Source organism: Mesorhizobium sp. P160219 (assembly GCF_057786095.1).
In genome coordinates, this window is sequence record NZ_JBYNWG010000001.1 from 1,516,002 (window position 1) to 1,536,994 (window position 20,993).

General features: G+C 62.2%; 19 protein-coding genes, 1 other RNA gene and 1 pseudogene. 14 read left to right on the forward strand and 7 right to left on the reverse strand.

The features are described from left to right. Positions 1-63: 63 nt before the first annotated feature. The 3 genes from AC3EMP_RS07445 to AC3EMP_RS07455 form a co-directional block, all read right to left on the reverse strand. Positions 64-1,932 (reverse strand): extracellular solute-binding protein, encoded by a 1,869-nt coding sequence (locus AC3EMP_RS07445; RefSeq protein ID WP_023682036.1) that lies wholly within the window; start codon positions 1,930-1,932, stop codon positions 64-66. Beyond that, positions 1,932-3,809 (reverse strand): extracellular solute-binding protein, encoded by a 1,878-nt coding sequence (locus tag AC3EMP_RS07450; RefSeq protein ID WP_023682035.1) that lies wholly within the window; start codon positions 3,807-3,809, stop codon positions 1,932-1,934. The genes AC3EMP_RS07445 and AC3EMP_RS07450 overlap by 1 nt, the downstream gene beginning before the upstream one ends. Before the next feature lie 151 nt (positions 3,810-3,960). After that, positions 3,961-4,626 (reverse strand): c-type cytochrome, encoded by a 666-nt coding sequence (locus tag AC3EMP_RS07455; protein WP_023669512.1) that lies wholly within the window; start codon positions 4,624-4,626, stop codon positions 3,961-3,963. Positions 4,627-4,819: 193 nt separating this feature from the next. Between AC3EMP_RS07455 and AC3EMP_RS07460 the strand changes: the two genes are divergently transcribed. Both AC3EMP_RS07460 and AC3EMP_RS07465 read left to right on the forward strand, forming a co-directional pair. Beyond that, the gene (locus tag AC3EMP_RS07460; RefSeq protein WP_023669513.1) at positions 4,820-5,545 is read left to right on the forward strand and encodes a 3-deoxy-manno-octulosonate cytidylyltransferase; all 726 of its coding nucleotides are present in this window, start codon (positions 4,820-4,822) and stop codon (positions 5,543-5,545) included. A 23-nt stretch (positions 5,546-5,568) separates the two neighbouring features. Beyond that, complete coding sequence (locus tag AC3EMP_RS07465) at positions 5,569-6,432, forward strand: prephenate dehydratase (protein WP_023682034.1); 864 nt, start codon at positions 5,569-5,571, stop codon at positions 6,430-6,432. Between the two features lie 6 nt (positions 6,433-6,438). Here the strand turns inward: AC3EMP_RS07465 and AC3EMP_RS07470 are convergent, their stop codons facing one another. From AC3EMP_RS07470 to AC3EMP_RS07480, 3 genes are all read right to left on the reverse strand, one after another. Then, a complete protein-coding gene (locus AC3EMP_RS07470) occupies positions 6,439-6,744 on the reverse strand; it encodes a Dabb family protein (RefSeq protein ID WP_023669515.1) in 306 nt (101 codons plus the stop codon). Positions 6,745-6,819: 75 nt separating this feature from the next. Next, positions 6,820-7,761 carry an NAD(+) diphosphatase gene (gene nudC / locus AC3EMP_RS07475; protein ID WP_023682033.1) on the reverse strand — a complete coding sequence of 314 codons (942 nt, stop codon included), beginning with the start codon at positions 7,759-7,761 and terminating at the stop codon, positions 6,820-6,822. Positions 7,762-7,796: 35 nt separating this feature from the next. Then, positions 7,797-8,216 carry an HIT domain-containing protein gene (locus AC3EMP_RS07480; RefSeq protein ID WP_023682032.1) on the reverse strand — a complete coding sequence of 140 codons (420 nt, stop codon included), beginning with the start codon at positions 8,214-8,216 and terminating at the stop codon, positions 7,797-7,799. 157 nt (positions 8,217-8,373) lie between these two features. Between AC3EMP_RS07480 and ffs the strand changes: the two genes are divergently transcribed. From ffs to AC3EMP_RS07540, 12 genes are all read left to right on the forward strand, one after another. Beyond that, an RNA gene (ffs, locus tag AC3EMP_RS07485) (signal recognition particle sRNA small type) lies at positions 8,374-8,470 on the forward strand. 204 nt (positions 8,471-8,674) lie between these two features. Continuing rightward, entirely contained in the window at positions 8,675-10,486 is a 1,812-nt protein-coding gene (locus AC3EMP_RS07490) for a DNA polymerase III subunit gamma/tau (RefSeq protein ID WP_023708186.1), read from the forward strand. 31 nt (positions 10,487-10,517) lie between these two features. Then, the gene (locus AC3EMP_RS07495) at positions 10,518-10,841 is read left to right on the forward strand and encodes a YbaB/EbfC family nucleoid-associated protein (RefSeq protein ID WP_023669519.1); all 324 of its coding nucleotides are present in this window, start codon (positions 10,518-10,520) and stop codon (positions 10,839-10,841) included. 215 nt (positions 10,842-11,056) lie between these two features. Continuing rightward, positions 11,057-12,025: a cell wall hydrolase gene (locus tag AC3EMP_RS07500; RefSeq protein ID WP_023669520.1), complete on the forward strand. Its 969-nt coding sequence runs from the start codon at positions 11,057-11,059 to the stop codon at positions 12,023-12,025. Between the two features lie 96 nt (positions 12,026-12,121). Further along, the gene (gene recR, locus AC3EMP_RS07505; RefSeq protein ID WP_023669521.1) at positions 12,122-12,727 is read left to right on the forward strand and encodes a recombination mediator RecR; all 606 of its coding nucleotides are present in this window, start codon (positions 12,122-12,124) and stop codon (positions 12,725-12,727) included. Positions 12,728-12,902: 175 nt separating this feature from the next. Beyond that, the gene (locus tag AC3EMP_RS07510) at positions 12,903-14,180 is read left to right on the forward strand and encodes a lytic murein transglycosylase (protein ID WP_023669522.1); all 1,278 of its coding nucleotides are present in this window, start codon (positions 12,903-12,905) and stop codon (positions 14,178-14,180) included. A 264-nt stretch (positions 14,181-14,444) separates the two neighbouring features. Further along, the gene (locus AC3EMP_RS07515) at positions 14,445-16,088 is read left to right on the forward strand and encodes an ABC transporter substrate-binding protein (protein ID WP_023708185.1); all 1,644 of its coding nucleotides are present in this window, start codon (positions 14,445-14,447) and stop codon (positions 16,086-16,088) included. A 19-nt stretch (positions 16,089-16,107) separates the two neighbouring features. Further along, positions 16,108-17,175, forward strand: coding sequence for an ABC transporter permease (locus AC3EMP_RS07520; RefSeq protein WP_023669524.1), 1,068 nt, complete (start codon positions 16,108-16,110; stop codon positions 17,173-17,175). Further along, on the forward strand, positions 17,172-18,092 hold the full coding sequence (nikC, locus tag AC3EMP_RS07525) for a nickel transporter permease (protein ID WP_023682024.1): 921 nt from the start codon (positions 17,172-17,174) through the stop codon (positions 18,090-18,092). Before AC3EMP_RS07520 ends, nikC begins: the two co-directional genes overlap by 4 nt. 10 nt (positions 18,093-18,102) lie before the next feature. Beyond that, complete coding sequence (locus AC3EMP_RS07530; RefSeq protein WP_023669526.1) at positions 18,103-18,939, forward strand: ABC transporter ATP-binding protein; 837 nt, start codon at positions 18,103-18,105, stop codon at positions 18,937-18,939. Beyond that, positions 18,936-19,685, forward strand: a complete 750-nt coding sequence (locus AC3EMP_RS07535) for an ABC transporter ATP-binding protein (protein WP_023669527.1) — start codon at positions 18,936-18,938, stop codon at positions 19,683-19,685. Before AC3EMP_RS07530 ends, AC3EMP_RS07535 begins: the two co-directional genes overlap by 4 nt. A gap of 38 nt (positions 19,686-19,723) precedes the next feature. Beyond that, positions 19,724-20,062: a DUF2185 domain-containing protein gene (locus tag AC3EMP_RS07540; RefSeq protein ID WP_023696743.1), complete on the forward strand. Its 339-nt coding sequence runs from the start codon at positions 19,724-19,726 to the stop codon at positions 20,060-20,062. A 12-nt stretch (positions 20,063-20,074) separates the two neighbouring features. On the opposite strand, the pseudogene AC3EMP_RS07545 reads toward AC3EMP_RS07540, so the two are convergent. Further along, positions 20,075-20,858, reverse strand: a pseudogene (locus AC3EMP_RS07545) (efflux RND transporter permease subunit); the annotation flags it as partial. Positions 20,859-20,993: the final 135 nt, after the last annotated feature.

Consider the following 20,993-nt stretch of genomic DNA (forward strand, 5'->3'; position numbering starts at 1 on the left):
GCTGCGCACGAAGTGCTCACCGACCCTCCCCACGAGGGGGAGGGTAAAGTGCCGCGCAACAGCCTACCCTTTGCCAATTTTTGCCGCCTTGCCCTTGTCGACCCACCACAGCGCTTCGACCGGGAAGTCGAAATCGGGTTTCCGCTCGGGAAAACCGAACATGTCCCAATAGGCGCTTCGATGATTCGCCAGGAACCAACTTGGAATCCAATCCCTCCGTGCACGCAAGACCCGGTCGAGCGCGCGCATGGCAATTGTCAGGCTTTCGCGACCCTCGGCGGCACCTGCGGCGTCAACCAGGGCGTCGATGGCCGGGCTCGACGTTCCCGGCAGATTGCGAGAGCCCGATACGGTAGCTGCTCGCGAATGGAAAATGGTTTCGAGGTCGTCACGGGTTGGCGTCGCCGGAAACGAGGCCGCGACCGAGACGAGGTCGTAGTCGAACGAATTCTGCCGCAGCTGATATTGCGCGGCATCCACCAGCCGGATCGAGGCATCGATGCCGACCGCCTTCATGTTTTCGACCCAGGGCGAGTAGACCTGTTCGAAGACTTCGTCGTCGACAAGAAACTCTGCGGACAACCGACCACCCTTGTCGTTCACGACGAAATTGCCGGACCGTTTCCAGCCGGCCTCGGCCAGAAGCTTGGCCGCCTTGCCAAGCAACTGCCGGTCGCGGCCGGAGCCGTTCGACGCGTCCTGGATCACGGCTTCGCCAAAAGCCTCGGCGGGAATCTGCTCACGCAGCGGCTCAAGAAGAGCCAATTCTTGTGGCGACGGTCTGCCCTCGGCGCGAAATTCGGATTTCTCGAAGCAGGATTGCGAGCGCTCATAGGAACCGTAGAAGAAATTGCGCCGCGTCCATTCGAAGTCGAAGCAGAGCCCGATCGCCTGCCGCACGCGCGAGTCGCGAAACTGCTCGCGCCGCTGGTTGACGGCGGTGCCCTGCATCGAAGGCACCGTTTCGGCCGGGAATTCGTGCTTCACCACCTTGCCGGCAGTGAACGCTGGGAAGTCGTAGCCGGTCGCCCAGACGCGCGAGGTGAATTCCTCCCTGTAGAGGATTTCTCCCTTCTTGAACGCTTCGAAGGCAACGCTACGGTCCTGATAGAACTCAACGCGGATCCGCTGAAAATTGTTCTGGCCGCGATTGACCGGCAGGTCGTTGCCCCAATAATCAGCCACACGCTCATATTCGATCCAGGCCCCTGCCGACCAGCGACCGACCTTGTAGGCGGCTGACCCCAACGGCGGGTTCATCTGCGAGGAATCGAACGGGTTGGCCGTGTAGAACGCCTTCGACAGGACCGGGAACTCGACGACGTTGAGGATGGTGCGGCTTGTCTGCTTGCCGGAAAACCTAAGCTGCAGCGTGTGGGCATCCACGGCAATCGCGTCATCCAGATGCGTTAGCGGCAGGGAATAGTACGGGTGCCCCTTGTCCTTGAGCAGCTTGAAGGTGAAGGCGGCATCCTCTGCCGTCAATGGCGTGCTGTCATGGAAGCGGGCCTGCGGGCGCAGCGAGAAGGTGAAGTCGTTGCGGTCGTCGGAAATCGTCACGCTGTCAGCGATCAGCCCGTAAACGGCGTCAGGTTCGTCGTACGCTCTCACCATCAGTGAATCGAAGCACATCTCCGTGCGCTGGGGCGAATCGCCTTTGGGAACGAACGAATTCAGCGTGTTGAAGGTCAGCGGCGTCTGGTTGGCAAGCCAGTTGCGCGGCAGGAAGTTGAAGACGCCACCTTGCGGCGCATCGACATTGACATAGTCGAAATGAGTGAAGTCCGGCTTGTATTTGAGGTCGCCGAAAGCCGACAGTCCATGCAGTTTCACGCCGGTTGGGCTGGCGGCGAAAGCCTTGCCCGGCAGCAGCGCAGCAACGGCCGCGGCGCCACTGAGGGCCAGGAAATCGCGGCGAGGGAGCCCCGCCATCAATTGCTGCCCTTGTACTTGGCGGCCAGGGCCTTTTCCTTGTCCGCATCGATCCACCAGGAATCGATATCGGCGCCACGGTAGCCGGGCTGCTTTTCCGGGATGCCGAACTTGTTCCAGTAAGCCAGCCACACAACGGCGCGATAGTATTGCGGCACCACATAGTAATTCCACAGCAGCACGCGATCGAGCGCATGGGTGGTGGCGACGAGGTCATCGCGATCCGTGGCAAAAATGATGCGGTCGACAAGGGCGTCAACGACCGGGTTCTTGATGCCGGAATAATTGCGCGATGCCGGTGTGTCGGCGGCCTTGGAGCTCCAGAAATCGCGCTGCTCGTTGCCGGGCGATTCCGACTGTTGGAGCTGTCCTGTGATGACGTCGTAATCGAAGTTTCTGACGCGGTTGGTGTACTGGCTCGGGTCGACGATGCGCAGTGTTGCATCGACGCCGATCTTGCGCAGATTGGCGATCCAGGGGCTGGAAATGACCTGGTCGGTTTCATTCGAGCCTAGGATTTCAAACTTGAATGGCTCGCCGGTCTTGGCGTTGACCATCTTGCCGCCCTTGATCACCCAGCCGGCCTGGGCGAACAGGTCGACCGCCTGCTTCAGATATTTGCGCTCCGCCTGCGGCGAATCGTAGACCGGCAACTTGAATTCCTGGGTGAATACTTCCGGCGGCAGCTTGTCGCGGTACTTCTCCAGGATCTCCAATTCCTTGCCTTGCGGCAAGCCGCTGGAGGCTAGGTCCGTGCCCTGGAAATAGCTGTGGGTGCGAGTGTTGAAACCGAAGAACAGCGTGCGGTTCATCGATTCGAAATCGAACGGGTAGGTGAGCGCGGCCCTGACCAGACGATCGGCAAACAACCTATGTCTCTGGTTGAGCATGAAAGCCTGCATCGGCTCGGGCGAGGTGGTCTTGAACTCCTGCTTGATCACATCGCCGGCCTTGATCGCCGCGAAATCATAAAATGTCGCCCAGCGCTTCGAGCTGTTTTCCGGCTTGATATCGTCGAGGCCACCTTTCTTGAACGCCTCCCAGGAGGCGTTGTCGTCAAGAATGTAGGTGAAGTGCTGCGTGTCGAAATTCTCCCGGCCGATCTTCACAGCCAGCTTGGCGCCCCAATAGTCGGGGACGCGCTGCCAGACGATTTCCGACCCCGCCTTGAAGCTGGCGATCTTGTATGCAGCCGAGCCCAGCGGCGGCTCCAGCGTCCCCTTGGTGATGTCGCGCTTCTTGCCATTGTCGTCGGTGCCTTCCCACCAATGCTTGGGCAGCACGACAAGGTCGCCGAGGATCTTGGGCAGTTCGCGATTGCCCTTCTGGTCGAAGTGGAACTCGACCTCACGGTCCGAGACAGCGACGGCGTCGGTGACGTTTTCGAAATAGCGGCTGTACATCGGGCTGTTGGCCTTCAGCACCTGGAACGACCAGATCACGTCGTCAGTGGTGATCGGCTGTCCGTCATGCCATTTCGCCCGTGGGTCGAGCCGGTAGGTGGCCGAGGAATAGTCGGTAGGGTACTTGTAGGCATCGGCGATGAGCGGGTGGCTGACGCTGCCTTCGTCAGTCGCTTGATCCATGAGCGTGTCGTAGAGCAGGCCGCCGCCAAATGGCTGCAGGCCGGCCGCCGGCGAGCCCTGCACGACGTAGGGATTGAAGCTGTCGAACGTGCCGGAAACGACCGAATTGTAGGTACCGCCCTTCGGTGCATCCGGATTCACATAATCGTAGCGCTGGAAGTTCTCGCCATATTTGGAGGGGCCGATCAGCGAAGAGGTGGTGTGCCATTCCTGGGGGAAGGATGCCTGCAGGCCGCCTGCGAGGGCGCCCACAACCAGAAAGGACCTCAGAAGCGTTCGGCCAACCGTCATGCGTTCTCCTCGTCGCGATGCCCGGCAATCCTAAATGATTTGACGCCGGTGAAAACCGCCATGCGGCGGCTTTGTCGCCGCATATGCGATTTTCCTAACAAAAAGCCGGGCTGAACCCGGCTTTTTTGAGGTCATGGAGATGACAATTCGGTTATTTGGCGGGCGCCGGTGCCGGCGTCGCAGGGGCTGGAGCTGCACCTTCAGCCGGCTTGGCCGGAGCGGCACCCTCGGCCGGCTTGGCCGGCGCCGTTGCATCGGCGGCGGCACCTGGCGTCGGCAGCGGCTTCGGGCTATCCGACAGCGTGCGCAGATAGGCAATGACGTTGGCGCGGTCCTCGTCCTTCGGCAGGCCGGCAAAGCCCATCGCCGTGCCCTTCACGAATTTCTTCGGCGAGGTGATGAAGTGGTTGAGATTGTCATAGGTCCACTTCTCGGCGCCGCCCTTGGAAAACTCCTTCATGCCGGCCGAATAGGCAAAGCCCTCATGCTCGGCGACGGGGCGGTCGACGATGTCCCAGAGATCCGGGCCGACCTTGTTGGGGCCGCCTTTTTCGCCGGAATGGCAGGCCTGGCATTTCTTAAAGACGGCCGCACCTTGCTCGACATTGGCGGTGGCCAAAAGGTCGGCGATCGGCTTCGCCTCTGCTGCGGGTCCGGCGGCGCCGCCTTCGGCAGGCTCCGTCGCCTCGATGGCAAAGCCGGGTTTTTCCGGCGCCGGCGAGGCAAACAGGGCGTCGGACACCAAACCGACCGAGAAGACGACGAAACAGGTTCCAAGCAACCCGGCGAGCAGTTTGTTGACTTCGTTGGAATCCATACGCCCCAGGGCTCCCTTTTCCGGCGGACCTCTCCGTCCACTCCGTCCGTCGGTATCGTGACCCACCCCGTCGAGCCGGTCAAATCGGGCGGAAACTAGGTCTTTTGCTTGGGCGTTGCAACACCTATAAGGGCGCTTCCAGTGAGACCTTTTGCCACTTTCCCCATCCTCTTTCGAACGCCTTGCAACCTCGATGTCCACGCTCATCCTGATCCCGGCCCGCATGGCCTCGACGCGCCTGCCGGGCAAGCCGCTGGCCGACATAGCCGGCGCGCCGATGATCGTCCATGTCGCCCGCCGCGCCGCTGAGGCTGGGCTTGGCCGGGTAGTGGTGGCAACCGACACGCGCAACGTGGCCGAAGCGGTGCGCGCGCACGGTTTCGAGGCGGTGATGACGCGCACCGACCACGAATCCGGTTCCGACCGTATCTTCGAGGCGCTGACCGCCCTCGACCCCGATCGCAAGGTCGAAACCATCGTCAATGTGCAGGGCGACCTGCCGACCATCGATCCCAAGATCATCGGTGCGGCGCTGAAACCGTTCGAGGACGCTGCGGTCGACATCGCCACGCTCGGCGTCGAGATCGTCCGCGACGAGGAAAAGGCCAACCCCAACGTCGTCAAGATCGTCGGTTCGCCGTTGTCGGCGACGCGGCTGAAGGCGCTCTATTTCACCCGCGCCACCGCGCCCTGGGGCGAGGGGCCGCTCTATCACCATGTCGGCCTCTACGCCTATCGGCGCTCAGCCCTCGAACGCTTCGTCGCGCTAAAACCTTCGCCGCTCGAACGGCGCGAGCGGCTGGAGCAGTTGCGGGCGGTGGAGGCCGGTATGCGCATCGATGCCGAGATCGTGCAATCGCTGCCGCTGGGCGTCGACACGCCGGAAGACCTCGAACGCGCCCGACAAATTCTTTCCTGAGACCTTCAACCTGAGATATCGGCATGCCTGACAAGACCAACAGAATAGCCTTCCAAGGCGAACCGGGCGCCAATTCCGACACCGCCAGCCGCAACATGTTCCCTTCGATGGAGCCGTTGCCGTGCCCCACCTTCGAGGATGCCTTCAACGCGGTCGAGACCAACAAGGCCGACCTCGCCATGATCCCGATCGAAAACACCATCGCCGGCCGCGTCGCCGACATTCATCATCTCTTGCCGGAATCGAAACTCCACATCGTCGGCGAGTATTTTCTGCCGATCCACTTCCAGCTGATGGTGCTGCCAGGCGTCAAACGCGAAGAGATCAAGACCGTGCACAGCCATATCCATGCGCTGGGACAGTGCCGCAAATACATCCGCAAGAACGGTTGGAAGCCGGTGATCGCCGGCGACACGGCGGGCTCTGCGAAGCTGGTCTCGGAGCTCAAGGACCGCACCATGGCCTCGCTCGCCCCGGCGCTAGCCGCAGAACTCTACGGCCTCGACATCATCGAGAAGAACGTCGAGGACACGGATTCGAATGTCACCCGCTTTGTCGTGCTGACCAAGGACAAGCGATTGGCCGAACGGCCCTCGGCCGACACCAAGATGATGACGACCTTCATGTTCCGTGTCCGCAACGTGCCGGCTGCGCTCTACAAGGCAATGGGCGGTTTCGCCACCAACGGCGTCAACATGACGAAGCTGGAGAGCTATCAGTTGGGCGCCTTCACCGCGACGCTGTTCTACGCCGATATCGAGGGCCATCCCGACGATCCACTGGTCAAGCTGGCGCTGGACGAACTGCGCTTCTTCTCGCGCGAAGTGCGCATTTTGGGTGTCTATCCCGCCAGCGAGTCGCGCGAGCAGTGGAAGGTCGCGGACTAAGGTTCCCTAAACCAGCAGGGTCAGCGGCACATAGTCGATTTCCATGAAGGTTTCGACTTCCGGGATCCAGCGGTCGCGCACGAAGGCAACGTGGTCGGGATGCTCGTTATATCTGGTGTAGGCGGCCTGATCGACGAACTCCATCGAGAAGCCGAAGTGATAGTCGTTTTTCGGGCTGACTTGCCGCAGCGGCTCGAAATGGGTGACGCCCTTGATTGCGCTGAGAATGCGCTTGGCATCGGAGAGGAACCGCTTTTCCTCCAGCGAGTACTGCGGGTGCTTCAGGGTGAAAACCACGGTGTGACGGATCATTTTTTGCTCCCGTTAAGCAATTCCAGGAAAAGTGTGAAGCGGTTTTCCGTCCGGAATTGCGTAAAATAACAAGTCTTATTCGCTGTCGACCCAGGCGCGGATCAGATGATGCGCGATCGCGCCTTTCGGCGGCGTGACCAGATTGTCCTTGTGCGTCCTCTCCAGCATGGAACGCACCTCGTCGCGAAAAAACCAGCGGCAATCTTCCAACTCGTTGAGATCGGCCTGGATGTCGTCATTGAGCGGTTCGCCGAAACAGCCGATCATCAGCGAATAGGGGAACGGCCAGGGTTGGCTGGCATGGTAGACGACGCGGCCGAGCCGGATGCCGGCTTCCTCCAGCGTTTCGCGGCGCACCGCCGCCTCGATCGTCTCGCCCGGCTCGATGAAGCCGGCAAGCGCCGAGTACATGCCGGGCCCGAAATGCCGGCCGCGGCCGAGCAGGCATTTTTCCCGCGTCGCCGTCAGCATAATCGCCACCGGATCGGTGCGTGGAAAGTGCTCGGTGCCGCAATTTGGGCAATGGCGCTTGTAGCCGCCGGCCCGCATATGCGATTCATGGCCGCATTTGCTGCAGAAGCGATGGGTGGCATGCCAGGCAAGCAGGGCGGCGCCTTGCGCCAGCGCGCCCGCTGCCGCCTCGTCGATCAGCCCCTGCATATAGACCGAGCGATAATCGATCGCCTTCATGGTCTCCGGTAGCTGTTCGGGATCGAGGCCGACCGGCACGGCAAGGACCGGGCCGCTCTCGGCAAAGCCAAGCAGCACGCCTTGTGCGAGTGATGGCTGCAGCTTCTGGCTCTCAGCCAGATCGAACCAAGGGTCGAAGCTGCCATCGTGCAATTTCAGATACAGCCGTCCGCCATGCATCGGCAGAAGACGTGCCGAGGGATCGGCCAACGCCCTTTCGACGGAATCGTCGGCGCGGTTCTCGGATTGCCGATCAATCGTGTTTCCGGCGAAGCCGACGAACTGGCTCGGTTCGCGCAAGGGCGCGTCAAAAAGGCGAAAGGTCATGGAAGCTCGAACGTCTAGGGATGGACACAGGCGGCTTATAGCGCCGCCTTGATCTGTTGCGCAAATTGGCGGATGCCTGAACGCTCATAGGGCTCGCGCATGCCGTGCCCCCACACCGGCCCCGGCCAGCCCGGATCGCCTTCCGAGCGGGCGATGACGTGGACATGCAATTGCCGAACGATGTTGCCGAGCGCGCCGGTGTTGATCTTGGTGCAGCCCGTGGTTCTTTTCAGCGCCTGCGCCACCATGTTGGTTTCGAAGGTCAACATCGCCTGGTCGAGCGGCGTCATGTCGTGGATTTCTTCGGCCCCCGGCCGCTGCGGCACCAGGACCAGCCATGGCCAGCGGCTATCGTTCATCACCCTGAGCTCGCACAGGCCGAGCCACATCAGCTGCTCGCTATCCGCCTCCAGCCTGGAGTCGAGCGTGAATCCGGCCTTGAGGCCCGGTAGCATTGGCGTTTCCCTTGCGCTTCTCGCATTATTCCCAAACTCATGACGCTAGAGCGGCTGCACGGGGGCTGCAAGCGATTCATTGAGCGGCGGAGTTCAAGGGCATCCGATTCTCAATGCACCCTTGCATTTGATCGCTGAATTGCCGATATGGAACGCGGGAGGTTGGTGGTGGACGATCCACTCGCCAACCGGGTCAGGTCCGGAAGGAAGCAGCCCTAACGAGCCCGGAACGGGTCATTGTTCCAGCCTCCCACCTCATCGGCCCCTCTCGCGACATTGACGACGCATTGCAGCGCGGGCGAGACTATTGGAGCAATTCCAGGGAAAGTGTGAGCGGTTTCCCGTCCGGAATTGCGTTAAAGCAAAGGGTAGAGCGGTTTGCCGTTTCAGAAAACGGGGAAACGATCTAGCAGGAATCGGCTACGCTGAGACGCGGCCTTTTGGAGCTTTACGGGCGAATGAGCGAAGCCGGAAATTCGGACCCCGAAAACCTGGAGAAGCAAAAGGCCGTCGCCTATCGCGTGCTGGCGCGCAAATATCGTCCGTCGAATTTCTCGGAACTGATCGGCCAGGAGCCGATGGTCCGCACTTTGACCAACGCTTTCTCCACAGGCCGCATCGCCCAGGCCTGGATGCTGACCGGCGTGCGCGGCGTCGGTAAGACCACGACGGCGCGCATCCTGGCGCGGGCGCTCAACTACAAGACGCCGACGGTCGACCATCCCTCGGTCGACCTCGCCCTCCTGGGCGAGCACTGCCAGGCGATCATGGAAGGCCGCCATGTCGACGTCATCGAGATGGACGCCGCGTCGCATACCGGCATCGACGACATCAGGGACATTATCGAGCGCGTGCGCTATGCCCCGGTGTCGGCGCGCTACAAAGTCTACATCATCGACGAAGTGCACATGCTCTCCACCCAGGCCTTCAACGGCCTGTTGAAGACGCTGGAAGAGCCGCCGCCGCACGTCAAATTCATCTTTGCCACCACCGAAATCCGCAAAGTGCCGATCACCGTGCTGTCGCGCTGCCAGCGTTTCGACCTGAGACGCATCGATGCCGGCGCGCTGGTCGCGCATCTCGCCTCCATTGCCGGCAAGGAAGGCATTTCGGTAGACGACGACGCGCTGGCGATGATCGCGCGCGCCGCCGAAGGCTCGGCCCGCGATTCGCTCTCCATCCTCGACCAGGCAATCGCCCATGGCGGCGGCGCCGTCAGCGCCGAAGCGGTGCGCGCCATGCTGGGTCTCGCCGACCGCGCCCGCATCGTCGACCTGTTCGAACATGTCATGAAAGGCGATGTGGCGGCCGCCCTTGCCGAATTCCGCAACCAGTACGACACCGGCGCCGATCCGGCTGCCGTGCTGACCGATCTGGCCGAATTCAACCACCTCGTCACCCGGCTGCGCTTCGTGCCGACGGCTGCCGACGACGCTTCCCTGTCCGAGGATGAGCGCCGCCGCGGCGCCGACTTCGCCAGCACGCTGTCGGTCAAGGTTCTGTCGCGAACCTGGCAGATGCTCTTGAAAGGCATTCCCGAGGTGCAGTCGTCCAACCGACCGGTCAGCGCCGGCGAGATGGTGCTGATCCGGCTGGCGCATGCCGCCGACCTGCCGACGCTGGACGAGGCGCTGAAATCTCTAGAGAGCGGCGCTCCGGCGTCCGGTGGTGCGTCACGCCCGAATGGTGCGCCGGTAAATGCCGGCAATGGCGGCGGCGCCAGCGCGGTAGCGCAGACCCGGATGCCGTCCGGGCCAGCCGGTGCGCAAACCATGCGATTGGTCGACGCGCCCCCGGTCGCCTTTGTCGCGCCTCCGCAGCCGGTCGTCGAGCCGCAATCGCCGCCGCTGAAATCGCTGGCCGATATTGTCGCTCTTGCCGACGCGCAGCGTGACATCGCCTTTAAGGTGCTGGTCAAGAGCTGTATTCGCCTGGTGCGCATCGAGCCCGGCCGTATCGACGTCGGCCTGACCGCCGATGCGCCCAAGATGCTGCTCAACGACTTGACGACGAAGCTGCGCGCCTGGACCGGCCGCAACTGGCTGGTGTCATTGTCGAAGGAAGAGGGCGGCCAAACGCTGGCCGAGATGGAATCGACCAGGCGCGAGACTGCTTTCTCCGACGCGAAAAGCGATCCGGCTGTGGCCGCCATCCTGGCGCGCTTTCCCGGCGCCAAGATCATCGACGTGCGCATTCCCGACGCGCCGGAAGTCGACACCGACAAGGCCGAAGCGCCGGTCGAGCCGCCGTCCGACGACGACGAAACCTGACCATAGCCACGAATCCGCAAAGGACCCGACCATGAAAGATCTTCTCGGCCTGATGGGCAAGGCGAAGGAAATGCAGGCCAAGTTCCAGGCCATGCAGGACGAGATCGCGACGATTGAAGCAAGCGGGCAGGCGGGCGGCGGGCTGGTCAATGTCACGCTGACCGGCAAGTTCGAAATGAAGTCGCTGAAGATCGATCCGTCGCTGTTCAAGGAGGACGAGGTCGAGATTCTCGAAGACCTGCTGCTGGCCGCTCACAATGACGCCAAAAATAAGGTCGAGCAGATTATGCAGGAGAAGACCAAGGCGCTGACGGCAGGCTTGCCGATCCCGCCCGGAATGAAATTGCCGTTCTGAGCCGGCCCAACCAGTTAATTGATTATGAAGGGAAATCGGCTGCGGAGGCTGTTGTTAAGACTTTCTCGGGCTTTGCTCACGGACATATCCGGGCATTTATAAAGTTTTACCTATGCTGCACGAAAGCTAATCCTTTAGCCATCTTTTTGCCTTTAAGAGTCTCATTCTTGCCACATCTCGGGGCGAGCTGGCATCTGGACAATGAGGCATTTTTGTTGATCGCTACGCGATGGAAGACGCCGCTTCTGCTCGGCATTATCTTCTCTCCTGTGTTCCTGGCCGGTTGCAGCCAGACCACGTCTTCGCATGGCCTGTCGGTCGCCAGCCTGACCGACGCCATCACGCCCAGCTTCCTTTCGACGCGCGCCTACCGCAACACGCCGAAGGAGAAGGAATGCCTGGAGCGGGCGATGTTCTTCGAGTCCAACCGCTCGAGCCGTGACGGCATGATCGCCGTCGGCACGGTGGTGATGAACCGGCTGCGCTCCGGCAATCATGGCAGCACCATTTGCCAAGTGGTTGGCGAACCGGGCCAGTTCGCGCCCGGCGTGATGACGCGGGCGATGAATTCGAAAGCGATGCCCGATGTCGAGGAGGCCGCCGATGCGGTGCTCAAGGGCGAGCGCAAGGCCAAGCTGAAGAACACGATGTACTTCCACACCGCCGGACTGAGGTTCCCCTACAAGAACATGCATTACACCATGGTTGCCGGCGGCAACGCCTTCTACGAGAAGCGCGGTCGCAACTGGCAGCCGCTGCCGGATGAATCCACGACCATGGTTGCCTCGGCGCAGCCGCGCGCGCCTGTGCCTGAAGCGCCGTTGCAGGTTGCCTACGCCGAGCCGGTGGTGAAGACCATTGTCCGTCCAGATCCGGCCAAGCAGGCCGCGGCGGTTCGCGCAGCCAAGGCGACACGTGCCCCGGCCGAGCAGACCTATGTGACGGCTTCCGCGGCGCCCGCCAAGAGCGCCCGCGTCGCCGCCAAGCAGACGGAGGTGGCGATGCAGGAGCCGATGGCCGAGCCCGATGCCTCGCGTTTCGGCGGCACGCTGAACGCCCGCTACATCACCTCGGTTCCATCGGCAACGCAGGAAGCGTCGATGGGCTTCCAGTCGACGCCTGAGAACACCGACGCTATCGGCGCAATGATCGTCGATCAAACCCGGCCGCTCTCAGCCTACTGACGCCTAAAACAGTTTCCGAGCCCGCCATGGCAGCATGGCGGGCTCGGTGCGTATGCGCATGTTTCAAAGCGCGCGGAAAAATCCTAGATCAGTGCGATGTCGAAGCGAATCGCCGGTCCCGAGATCGAACGCCTGATCCAGCTCCTGGCCAAGGTCCCGGGGCTAGGGCCGCGTTCGGCCAGGCGTGCGGCACTGCACCTCATCAAGAAGAAGGAGCAGCTTTTGTCGCCGCTCGCCGCCGCCATGGCTGAAGCCGCCGACAAGGTGCGCATCTGCACGACCTGCGGCAATGTCGATACCTCCGACCCTTGCATGATCTGCACCGATCCGCGCCGCGATGCCTCGACGCTGATCGTCGTCGAGGATGTCTCCGACCTCTGGGCGCTGGAGCGGGCCGCGGCCATGAATGTGCGCTACCATGTGCTCGGCGGCACGCTGTCGCCGCTCGACGGCATCGGCCCCGACCAGCTCAATGTCCGCTCGCTGGTCGACCGCGTCGCCGGCGGCGAGGTGAAGGAGGTGATCCTCGCCGTCAACGCCACCGTCGAGGGCCAGACGACGGCGCATTATCTCACCGACCAGTTGTCGGGCTTCGAGGTCAAGGTGACACGACTTGCCCATGGCGTGCCGGTTGGCGGCGAGCTTGATTATCTGGATGAGGGTACGCTGGCAGCCGCGTTGCGATCGCGGACGGCGTTTTGACGCAATTGGCGGGGATGCTCCGGAGATGACAGCATTCCTTCGGGCCCCCCTCTGTCCTGCCGGACATCTCCCCCTCAAGGGGGGAGATCAGCAGCTTCTCGGGCGGCATTCTTCTTTCAACGCTGGTGGTTGGCGAAAACCGAAGCGACAGCCAATCTCCCCCCTTGAGGGGGAGATGTCCGGCAGGACAGAGGGGGGCGCGACAGAACGCGGATCTTTCGGATTGGCGCTCGTTGCGCTCCTCGCATCCCTTGTTGCCCTGCTTTTTGTAGCCCCCGCCTCCGCTGCCAAAATCGATGACCAGTTCCGCGCCTGGCTGCAAACCGATCTCTGGCCGCAAGCCCAGACCAAAGGCATCTCCAAATCCACTTTCGACGCCGCTTTCGACGGCGTGAAGCCGAACCTCAAATTGCCCGACCTCGTCCTGCCCGGCGAGAAACCCAAAACCCCGCAAAAACAGCATCAGGCCGAGTTCGGTTCGCCCGGCGCCTATTTCGCCGAAAAGACGGTGCGCGCCGTCACGTCAGGTGCGCGCACGCGCGAGGCGGCCAACGCCAAGACGCTGGCTGCGATCGAAAAGCGCTACGGTGTCCCGGGCGAGATACTGTTGGCGATCTGGGGCCGCGAGACCGGCTTCGGCGCGGCGAAAATGCCCTACGACGCCTTCGAGGTGCTCGGCACCAAGGCATTCATGTCGACCAAGAAGGACTTCTTCCGCACCGAGGTGCTGGCGGCGCTCGAGATCGTCGAGCATGGGTTGGCGCCGGTCGGCGCCATGAAATCGTCCTGGGCCGGCGCGCTCGGCCAGCCGCAATTCATGCCGACCTCGTTCCTGAAGCACGCCGTCGACTACGACGGTGATGGGCACCCGGACATCTGGAATTCGACGCCGGACGTGCTGGCCTCGATCGCCAATTTTCTCGTCCACTATGGCTGGGTGAAGGGGCGTGGCTGGGGTTTCGAGGTGACGGTTCCGGAAAGCGTTTCCTGCTCGCTCGAAGGTCCCGACCAGGGCAAGAAGATCTCAACCTGGGCGGCGATGGGAATCAGCCGCGTCGGCGGCAAAGCCTTTCCGGCCAACGAACTGAAGGCGGAAGGGTTCCTGTTGATGCCGGCCGGACGCAGCGGTCCGGCCTTCATCGCCACGCCGAATTTTTACGTGCTGAAGCAATACAACACCAGCGACCTCTACGCCCTGTTCATCGGCCATGGCGCTGACCGCATCGCCCATGGCGATGCTGATTTTGTCCGCAGCTGGGGTGCGGTCGGCGGCCTGCATCGTTCCGACATCGCCGCGCTGCAACGGGCGCTGGAGGCCAAGGGCTACGATGTCGGCAGCGCCGATGGTCTGCCCGGCTTCAAGACCCGCCGCTCGATCGGCTCCTGGCAGGAAAAGAACGGCCGCCCCGCCACCTGCTTCCCCGACGCCGATCTGGTTGCTGCCATCAAGTAACACCGAAAAGAGCAGATTTTTCCCCATCGGCGGCTGCAATTGGCTCGCCCATGCTTCGACGCGCACAGCATATTCCGGTCCAGTATGCCGGCTCGCAAAAATGCCCGTTGCCGGTTGGAGGGCTGCCGGATAGGGTGTTGACCAACTGGAAAAAAATCAACACGGTATGGGGTCTAACGGTCGTCCTCCGGCCGCGAAAAAGATTACTGCAGCCCTGAGCCGGGAACTCGGGGTCAACAATCAACAAAACAGGGAACAATCATCATGATGATGGAAAAGTTTGCTCTACGTTCGCGCGTCTGGCTCGCAGGTGCTGCCATGTCCGCTCTGCTCATTGGCGTCGCGCCGGCCTTTGCCGTGACCCCCGCCGACACGCTGGTCGAAGGTTTTGCCATCGACGACATCATCTCCATGGATCCGGGCGAGGCGTTCGAACTGTCGACCGCCGAAGTCACCGGCAACACCTATGATCTGCTGGTCCGCCTCGACCTCAGCGACACCTCCAAGGTCAAGGGCGACCTTGCCGAGAGCTGGACCGTCTCCGACGACGGCCTGGTCTATACGTTCAAGCTCAAGCCCGGCCTAAAGTTCGCTTCGGGCAATCCACTGACAGCCGGCGATGTCGCCTATTCCTTCGAGCGCGCCATCAAGCTGGACAAGCCGCCAGCATTCATCATCAACCAGTTCGGCATCAGCGGCGACAACGTCGCCGACAAGGCCAAGGCCGTCGACGACACCACCTTCCAGTTCACCGTCGACAAGGCCTATGCGCCGAGCTTCGTGTTAAACTGCCTGTCGGCAACGGTCGCTTCGGTCGTCGACGCAAAGCTGGTCAAGGAACATGTCGCCGCGGTGACGCCGAGTGCCGACTACAAATGGGACAACGATTTCGGCAACGCCTTCCTGAAGACCGGTTATGCCGGCTCCGGCGCCTACAAGCTGCGCGAATGGCGGGCCAATGAGGTCGTCGTGCTGGAGCGCAACGACAATTACAATGGCGAGAAGGCCAAGCTCGCCCGCGTCATCTACCGCAACATGAAGGAAAGCTCGGCACAGCGCCTGGCGCTCGAAGCAGGCGACATCGACGTTGCCCGCAACCTCGAGCCGAACGATCTCGACGCCATCGCCAAGAATGCCGATCTCACCACGACCAGCGCGCCGAAGGGCACGGTCTATTATATCAGCCTCAACCAGAAGAATCCGAACCTCGCCAAGCCCGAGGTTCGCCAGGCGTTCAAATATCTGGTCGACTACGATGCGCTGAGCACGACCATCCTCAAGGGCATTGGCGAGATTCACCAGACCTTCCTGCCCAAGGGCGTTCTGGGCGAACTGGACGAAAATCCGTTCAAGTTCGACGTCGCCAAGGCCAAGGAACTGCTGACCAAGGCCGGCCTGGCCGACGGCTTCAGTGTAACCATGGACGTACGCACGGGACAGCCGACCACCGGCATGGCGGAATCGATCCAGCAGACGCTTGGCCAAGCCGGCATCAAGCTGGAAATTATCCCCGGCGACGGCAAGCAGACGCTGACCAAATACCGCGCCCGCAATCATGACATCTATATCGGCCAGTGGGGCCAGGACTATTTCGATCCGAACTCCAACGCCCAGACCTTTGCCTCAAACCCGGACAATTCGGATGAAGGCAAGACCAAGACGCTGGCCTGGCGCAATGCCTGGGACATCCCGGACCTGACAAAGCAGACCGAAGCAGCCTTGCTGGAGAAGGATGCCGGCAAGCGCGCCGATATGTACAAGAGCCTTGAAAAGACGATCCTCGACACCAGCCCCTTCGTCATCATCCACCAGCAATTGGAAGTGGCAGGCCTGCGCAAAAACCTGAAAGGCTTTGCGCTCGGTCCGAGCTTCGACACCAACTTCGTCGGCCCGGTCTCCAAGGAATAGCGCCGGCGGACGCGCCCTGATGAGCGCGATTGAAAACCAGGCGACGGCGGGGCAGGGAAGCGCCCGCGCCGTCGCTATCTTGTTGGCGATCGGCCGCTTCCTGGTCATCGCCGTCACCACCTATCTCGGCCTGCTCGCGGTGACCTTTTTCATCGGCCGCGTCATCCCGATCGATCCGGTGCTGGCGGTGCTCGGCGACCGCGCACCGGCCAATGTCGTCGAGCGCACCCGCCGCGAGATGGGGCTCGATCTTCCGTTGATCGAGCAATTCTATATCTATCTCAAGCATGCGCTGAACGGTGATTTCGGCACCTCGGTGCTGACCACCAATCCGGTGATGACCGACATCCGCCGCGCCTTTCCGGCAACGATCGAACTGGCGACGCTGGGCACTCTGATAGGCTCGTTGATCGGCGTGCCGCTCGGCGTGCTGGCAGCGGTAAAACGCGGCAGTCTCATCGACCAGATCGTTCGCATTGTCGGCCTGATTGGCTATTCCGTGCCTATCTTCTGGATCGGGCTTCTGGGGCTTGTCCTGTTCTACGCCAAGCTCCAATGGGTAGCTTTTCCCGGCCGCCTCGACATCGTCTACGAGTACACATTCACACCGATCACCGGCTTCTACCTGCTCGACGCCGCGCTGCAGGGCCAGTGGGATGTCTTCTACGACGCTTACCGCCACATCATCCTGCCGGCAGGGCTGCTGGGCTATTTCTCGCTCGCCTATATCAGCCGAATGACGCGCTCCTTCATGCTGAACGAGCTGTCGCAGGAATACATCGTCGCCGCGCGCGCCAAGGGCCTGTCTGAAACGCGAATCATCTGGGGCCATGCGCTGCGCAACGCCGCGGTGCCGATGGTCACGGTGATCGCGCTGTCCTATGCCGGGCTGCTCGAAGGTTCGGTGCTGACCGAGACGGTGTTCTCCTGGCCCGGCATCGGCCTCTACATCACCAATTCGCTGCAGAACGCCGACATGAACGCCGTGCTCGGCGGCACCATCGTCATCGGTTCGGTGTTCATCGGCATCAATCTCCTGTCCGATGTTCTCTACAAGGTGCTCGATCCGAGGACGAAGACAGGATGAGCGCCGAAGCAATCCAAACGCGCCGCGATTGGCTGCTCAGCGATCGGCCGGCCTCGCGCATGCAGGCAAGGCTCGGCCGCGCCTATGTCGCCTGGCGGCGCTTTTCCGCCAACCGGCTGGCGTTTCTCGGCCTGCTCATCATCATCGCGCTGCTGCTGGTCGCCGCCTTTGCCGATGTGCTGGCGCCCTATTCGCCGACCATCGGCGATCTCAAGAACGCGCGGCTTTTGGCGCCGAGTGCGGCGCATTGGTTCGGCACCGACGATCTCGGCCGCGATATCTATTCGCGCATTCTTTTTGGCTCACGCTGGACCCTCTATGTCGTCATTCTTGTCGCTGTCATCGCAGCCCCCATCGGCCTTTTGGTCGGCACCGTCGCCGGCTATGCCGGCGGCTGGACCGATGCCATTCTGATGCGCATTACCGACATCTTCCTCGCCTTCCCCAAGCTGATCCTGGCACTGGCCTTTGTCGCCGCCCTTGGCCCCGGGATCGAAAACGCGGTGTTGGCCATCGCCATCACCTCGTGGCCGCCTTACGCGCGAATTGCGCGGGCCGAGACGATGACCGTGCGCAATTCCGATTACATCAAGGCGGTGCAATTGATGGGCGCCTCGCCGTTCCGCATCGTGCTGCGCCACATCATGCCGCTCTGCATCTCTTCGCTGATCATCCGGGTGACGCTCGATATGGCCGGCATCATCCTCACCGCCGCCGGCCTCGGTTTCCTTGGCCTCGGCGCGCAGCCGCCGCTGCCGGAATGGGGCACCATGATCGCGTCCGGCCGTCGCTTCGTGCTCGACCAATGGTGGGTGGCCGGCGCGCCCGGCTTCGCCATCCTGATCGTCAGTCTCGGCTTCAACCTGCTGGGCGACGGCCTGCGCGATGCGCTCGATCCCCGGAGTGGCGACCAATGAGTGGTGACCAATGAGCGGTGCACTTCTCGATGTCGACGACCTGCGCGTCACCTTCCCGACTCGGACCGGCCTCATCCAGGCGGTGCGCGGCGTCACCTTCTCGCTCGGCCGAGAGCGGCTGGGCATTGTCGGCGAAAGCGGCTCCGGCAAGTCGCAGACCGGCCGCGCCATCATGGGGCTGACGCCGCCGCAGGCTCTGGTTTCGGCCAAGAAGCTCGCCTTGGACGGCATCGATCTTTTGGACATACCCGCCCGCCAGCGCCGGGCGCTGCGCGGCAAACGCATCGCCATGATCCTGCAGGATCCGAAATATTCGCTCGACCCGGTGATGAGCATCGGCCGCCAGATCGTCGAGACGCTGCGCACGCATGAAAAGGTCTCCAAGGCCGAAGCGCGCGAGCGGGCGCTGGCCATGCTGGAAGCTGTGCAGATCCGCGATCCCTCGCGTGTCTTCGACCTGCATCCGCACGAGGTGTCCGGCGGGATGGGCCAGCGCGCCATGATCGCAATGATGCTGATCGCCGGACCGGAACTGATGATCGCCGACGAGCCGACCTCGGCGCTCGACGTCACCGTTCAGCTCGATGTGCTCGGCATCCTCGACCGCTTGGTCAGTGAGCGCGGCATGGGTCTGATCTTCATCTCGCACGATCTGCGGCTGGTCGCCTCCTTCTGCGACCGCGTCATCGTCATGTATGCCGGCAAGGTGGTCGAGCAGCTCAAGGCGTCGGAGCTGCGCGACGCCCAGCATCCCTACACGCGCGGCCTGCTCAACTGCATGCCCAGGATCGGTTACGAACGCCACCCGCTGCCGGTGCTCGACCGCAAGCCGGAGTGGGCGGCATGACGCCAGCCATTTCGATTGAAGGGCTGGAGGTGGTGTTCGACCGTTTTCGCGCGCTGAAAGGGGCGAACCTCGAGGTGAAGTCCGGCGAATCCTTCGGCCTGGTCGGCGAGAGCGGTTCCGGCAAGTCGACGCTGCTCAAAGCCATTGCCGGCCTGGTGCCTGTCGCATCCGGTACTATCACGGTCAATGGCAAGACGCTGGGAGCGCGACGCGACAAGGCTTTTTATCGCGAAGTGCAGATGGTCTTCCAGGACCCCTATGGTTCGCTGCACCCGCGTCAGACCGTCGACCGCCTGCTACAGGAGCCGCTCGCCATTCACGGCTTTGCCGATGGCGAGCAACGCATCCAGCGCGCCCTCGACGAGGTCGGATTAGGCAACGGTTTCCGTTTCCGCTACGCGCACCAGCTCTCCGGCGGTCAGCGTCAGCGCGTGGCGATCGCGCGGGCGCTCATCCTCGAACCGTCGATCCTGCTGCTCGACGAACCAACCTCGGCGCTCGACGCTTCGGTGCAGGCGGAAGTGCTCAACCTGCTGGAAGAGGTTCGCCGTCGGCGCAAGCTGACCTTCCTGATGGTCAGCCACGACCTCGCCATCATCACCCATATGTGCGAGCGCCTGATGGTGATGCAGAATGGCGAAGCGGTGGAGAACCTGACGGCGGGCCAGCTGATCGGGCACCGCGTGGAGAAGGATTACACACGCAATTTGCTTAGGGCGAGCGAGGGGTTTGTTCGGACGGCGTGAACTAGTTTGTTCCGCAGAATAATCGCTTGGGGAATTCCATGGAAGAATGGAAGTTTGCAGATCCGCCCAATGTCGCGGTGCTATCGGACAAGAGCATATTCAAACGGGGCGACTGGATCGCATACGTTGTGCATGAAGCTGACGATGACGAGAACTACAACGATGAAGGGGGCAGTTGGCAATTCTATAGCAGCGACTCTCGAGATTGGGATGAACGCGAGATAATGCTCGTTGGCCTGCAAGAGGTGGTGCAGCAGGATGAAAGCATCCTGGCATTGGCCGACTTGCCAAAAGGCTGGCATGCTTGGCGGACGTCAAAATCATCGCCATGGCAGCGAGCGAAATCGCGCCCCGAACCCTCTAACGATAACGAATGATCCGGCAAAGCCTTAAGCGGGGTCTTGCGCCAGTTCGCCGTTCTCCGGAACAGATGGTTCGTCCCCCTGCTTAGGCTCCTTGATCCTGAACCACGTCACATAAAGCGCCGGCAGGAACAGCAGCGTGATCGCCGTGCCGGCGATGATGCCGCCCATCATGGCGTAGGCCATCGGGCCCCAGAACACTTCGCGCGCGATCGGGATCAGCGCTAGGCTGGCGGCCGCGGCCGTCAGCGCGATCGGCCGCATGCGGTGCTCGGTCGCTTCGATCACGGCTTCCCAGCGGTCTTGGCCCTCGGCCACCAGATCCTCGATCTGCACGATCAGGATCACCTGAGTTGCGGATCAGGATGCCGACCAGCGCCAGGACGCCCAGAATGGCGACGAAGCCGAGCGGTGCGCCGCTCGGCACCAGGGCCGCGACCACGCCGATCAGGCCGAGCGGCGCCACCGCCACGACCAGGAACAGTCGCTGAAAACTTTGCAACTGGATCATCAGGATGGTCGCCATCACGAACAGCATCAGCGGCACCACCGCTGCGATCGGTCCCTGGCTTTTGGCGCTTTCCTCGACCGAGCCGGCGGTTGCAACGGAATAGCCGGGCGGCAGTTTGGCGATGAAGGCGTCGACCGACGGCTTCAATTCGTTGACGACGGTGGCCGGCAGCACGTCGCCAACGAGGCCTGCGCGAACGGTGATCGTCGGGATGCGGTTTCGCCGCCACACCGTCGGCTGTTCGAGGTCGTAGCGGAAGTTCGCCACCGCGGCGAGCGGGATCGCTTCGCCGTTCCCGGTGACGGGTGAGCTGTCACGGACTGCCCCGTACGTGTATCGGTCGGCTGGTTAAGACCGGTCTGTCGAAGTGGCCCGCATCGACGACAGGCCCAATCGCCCGGCGGCGGTGCCAACTTGAGGAAAACGTGAAATAAG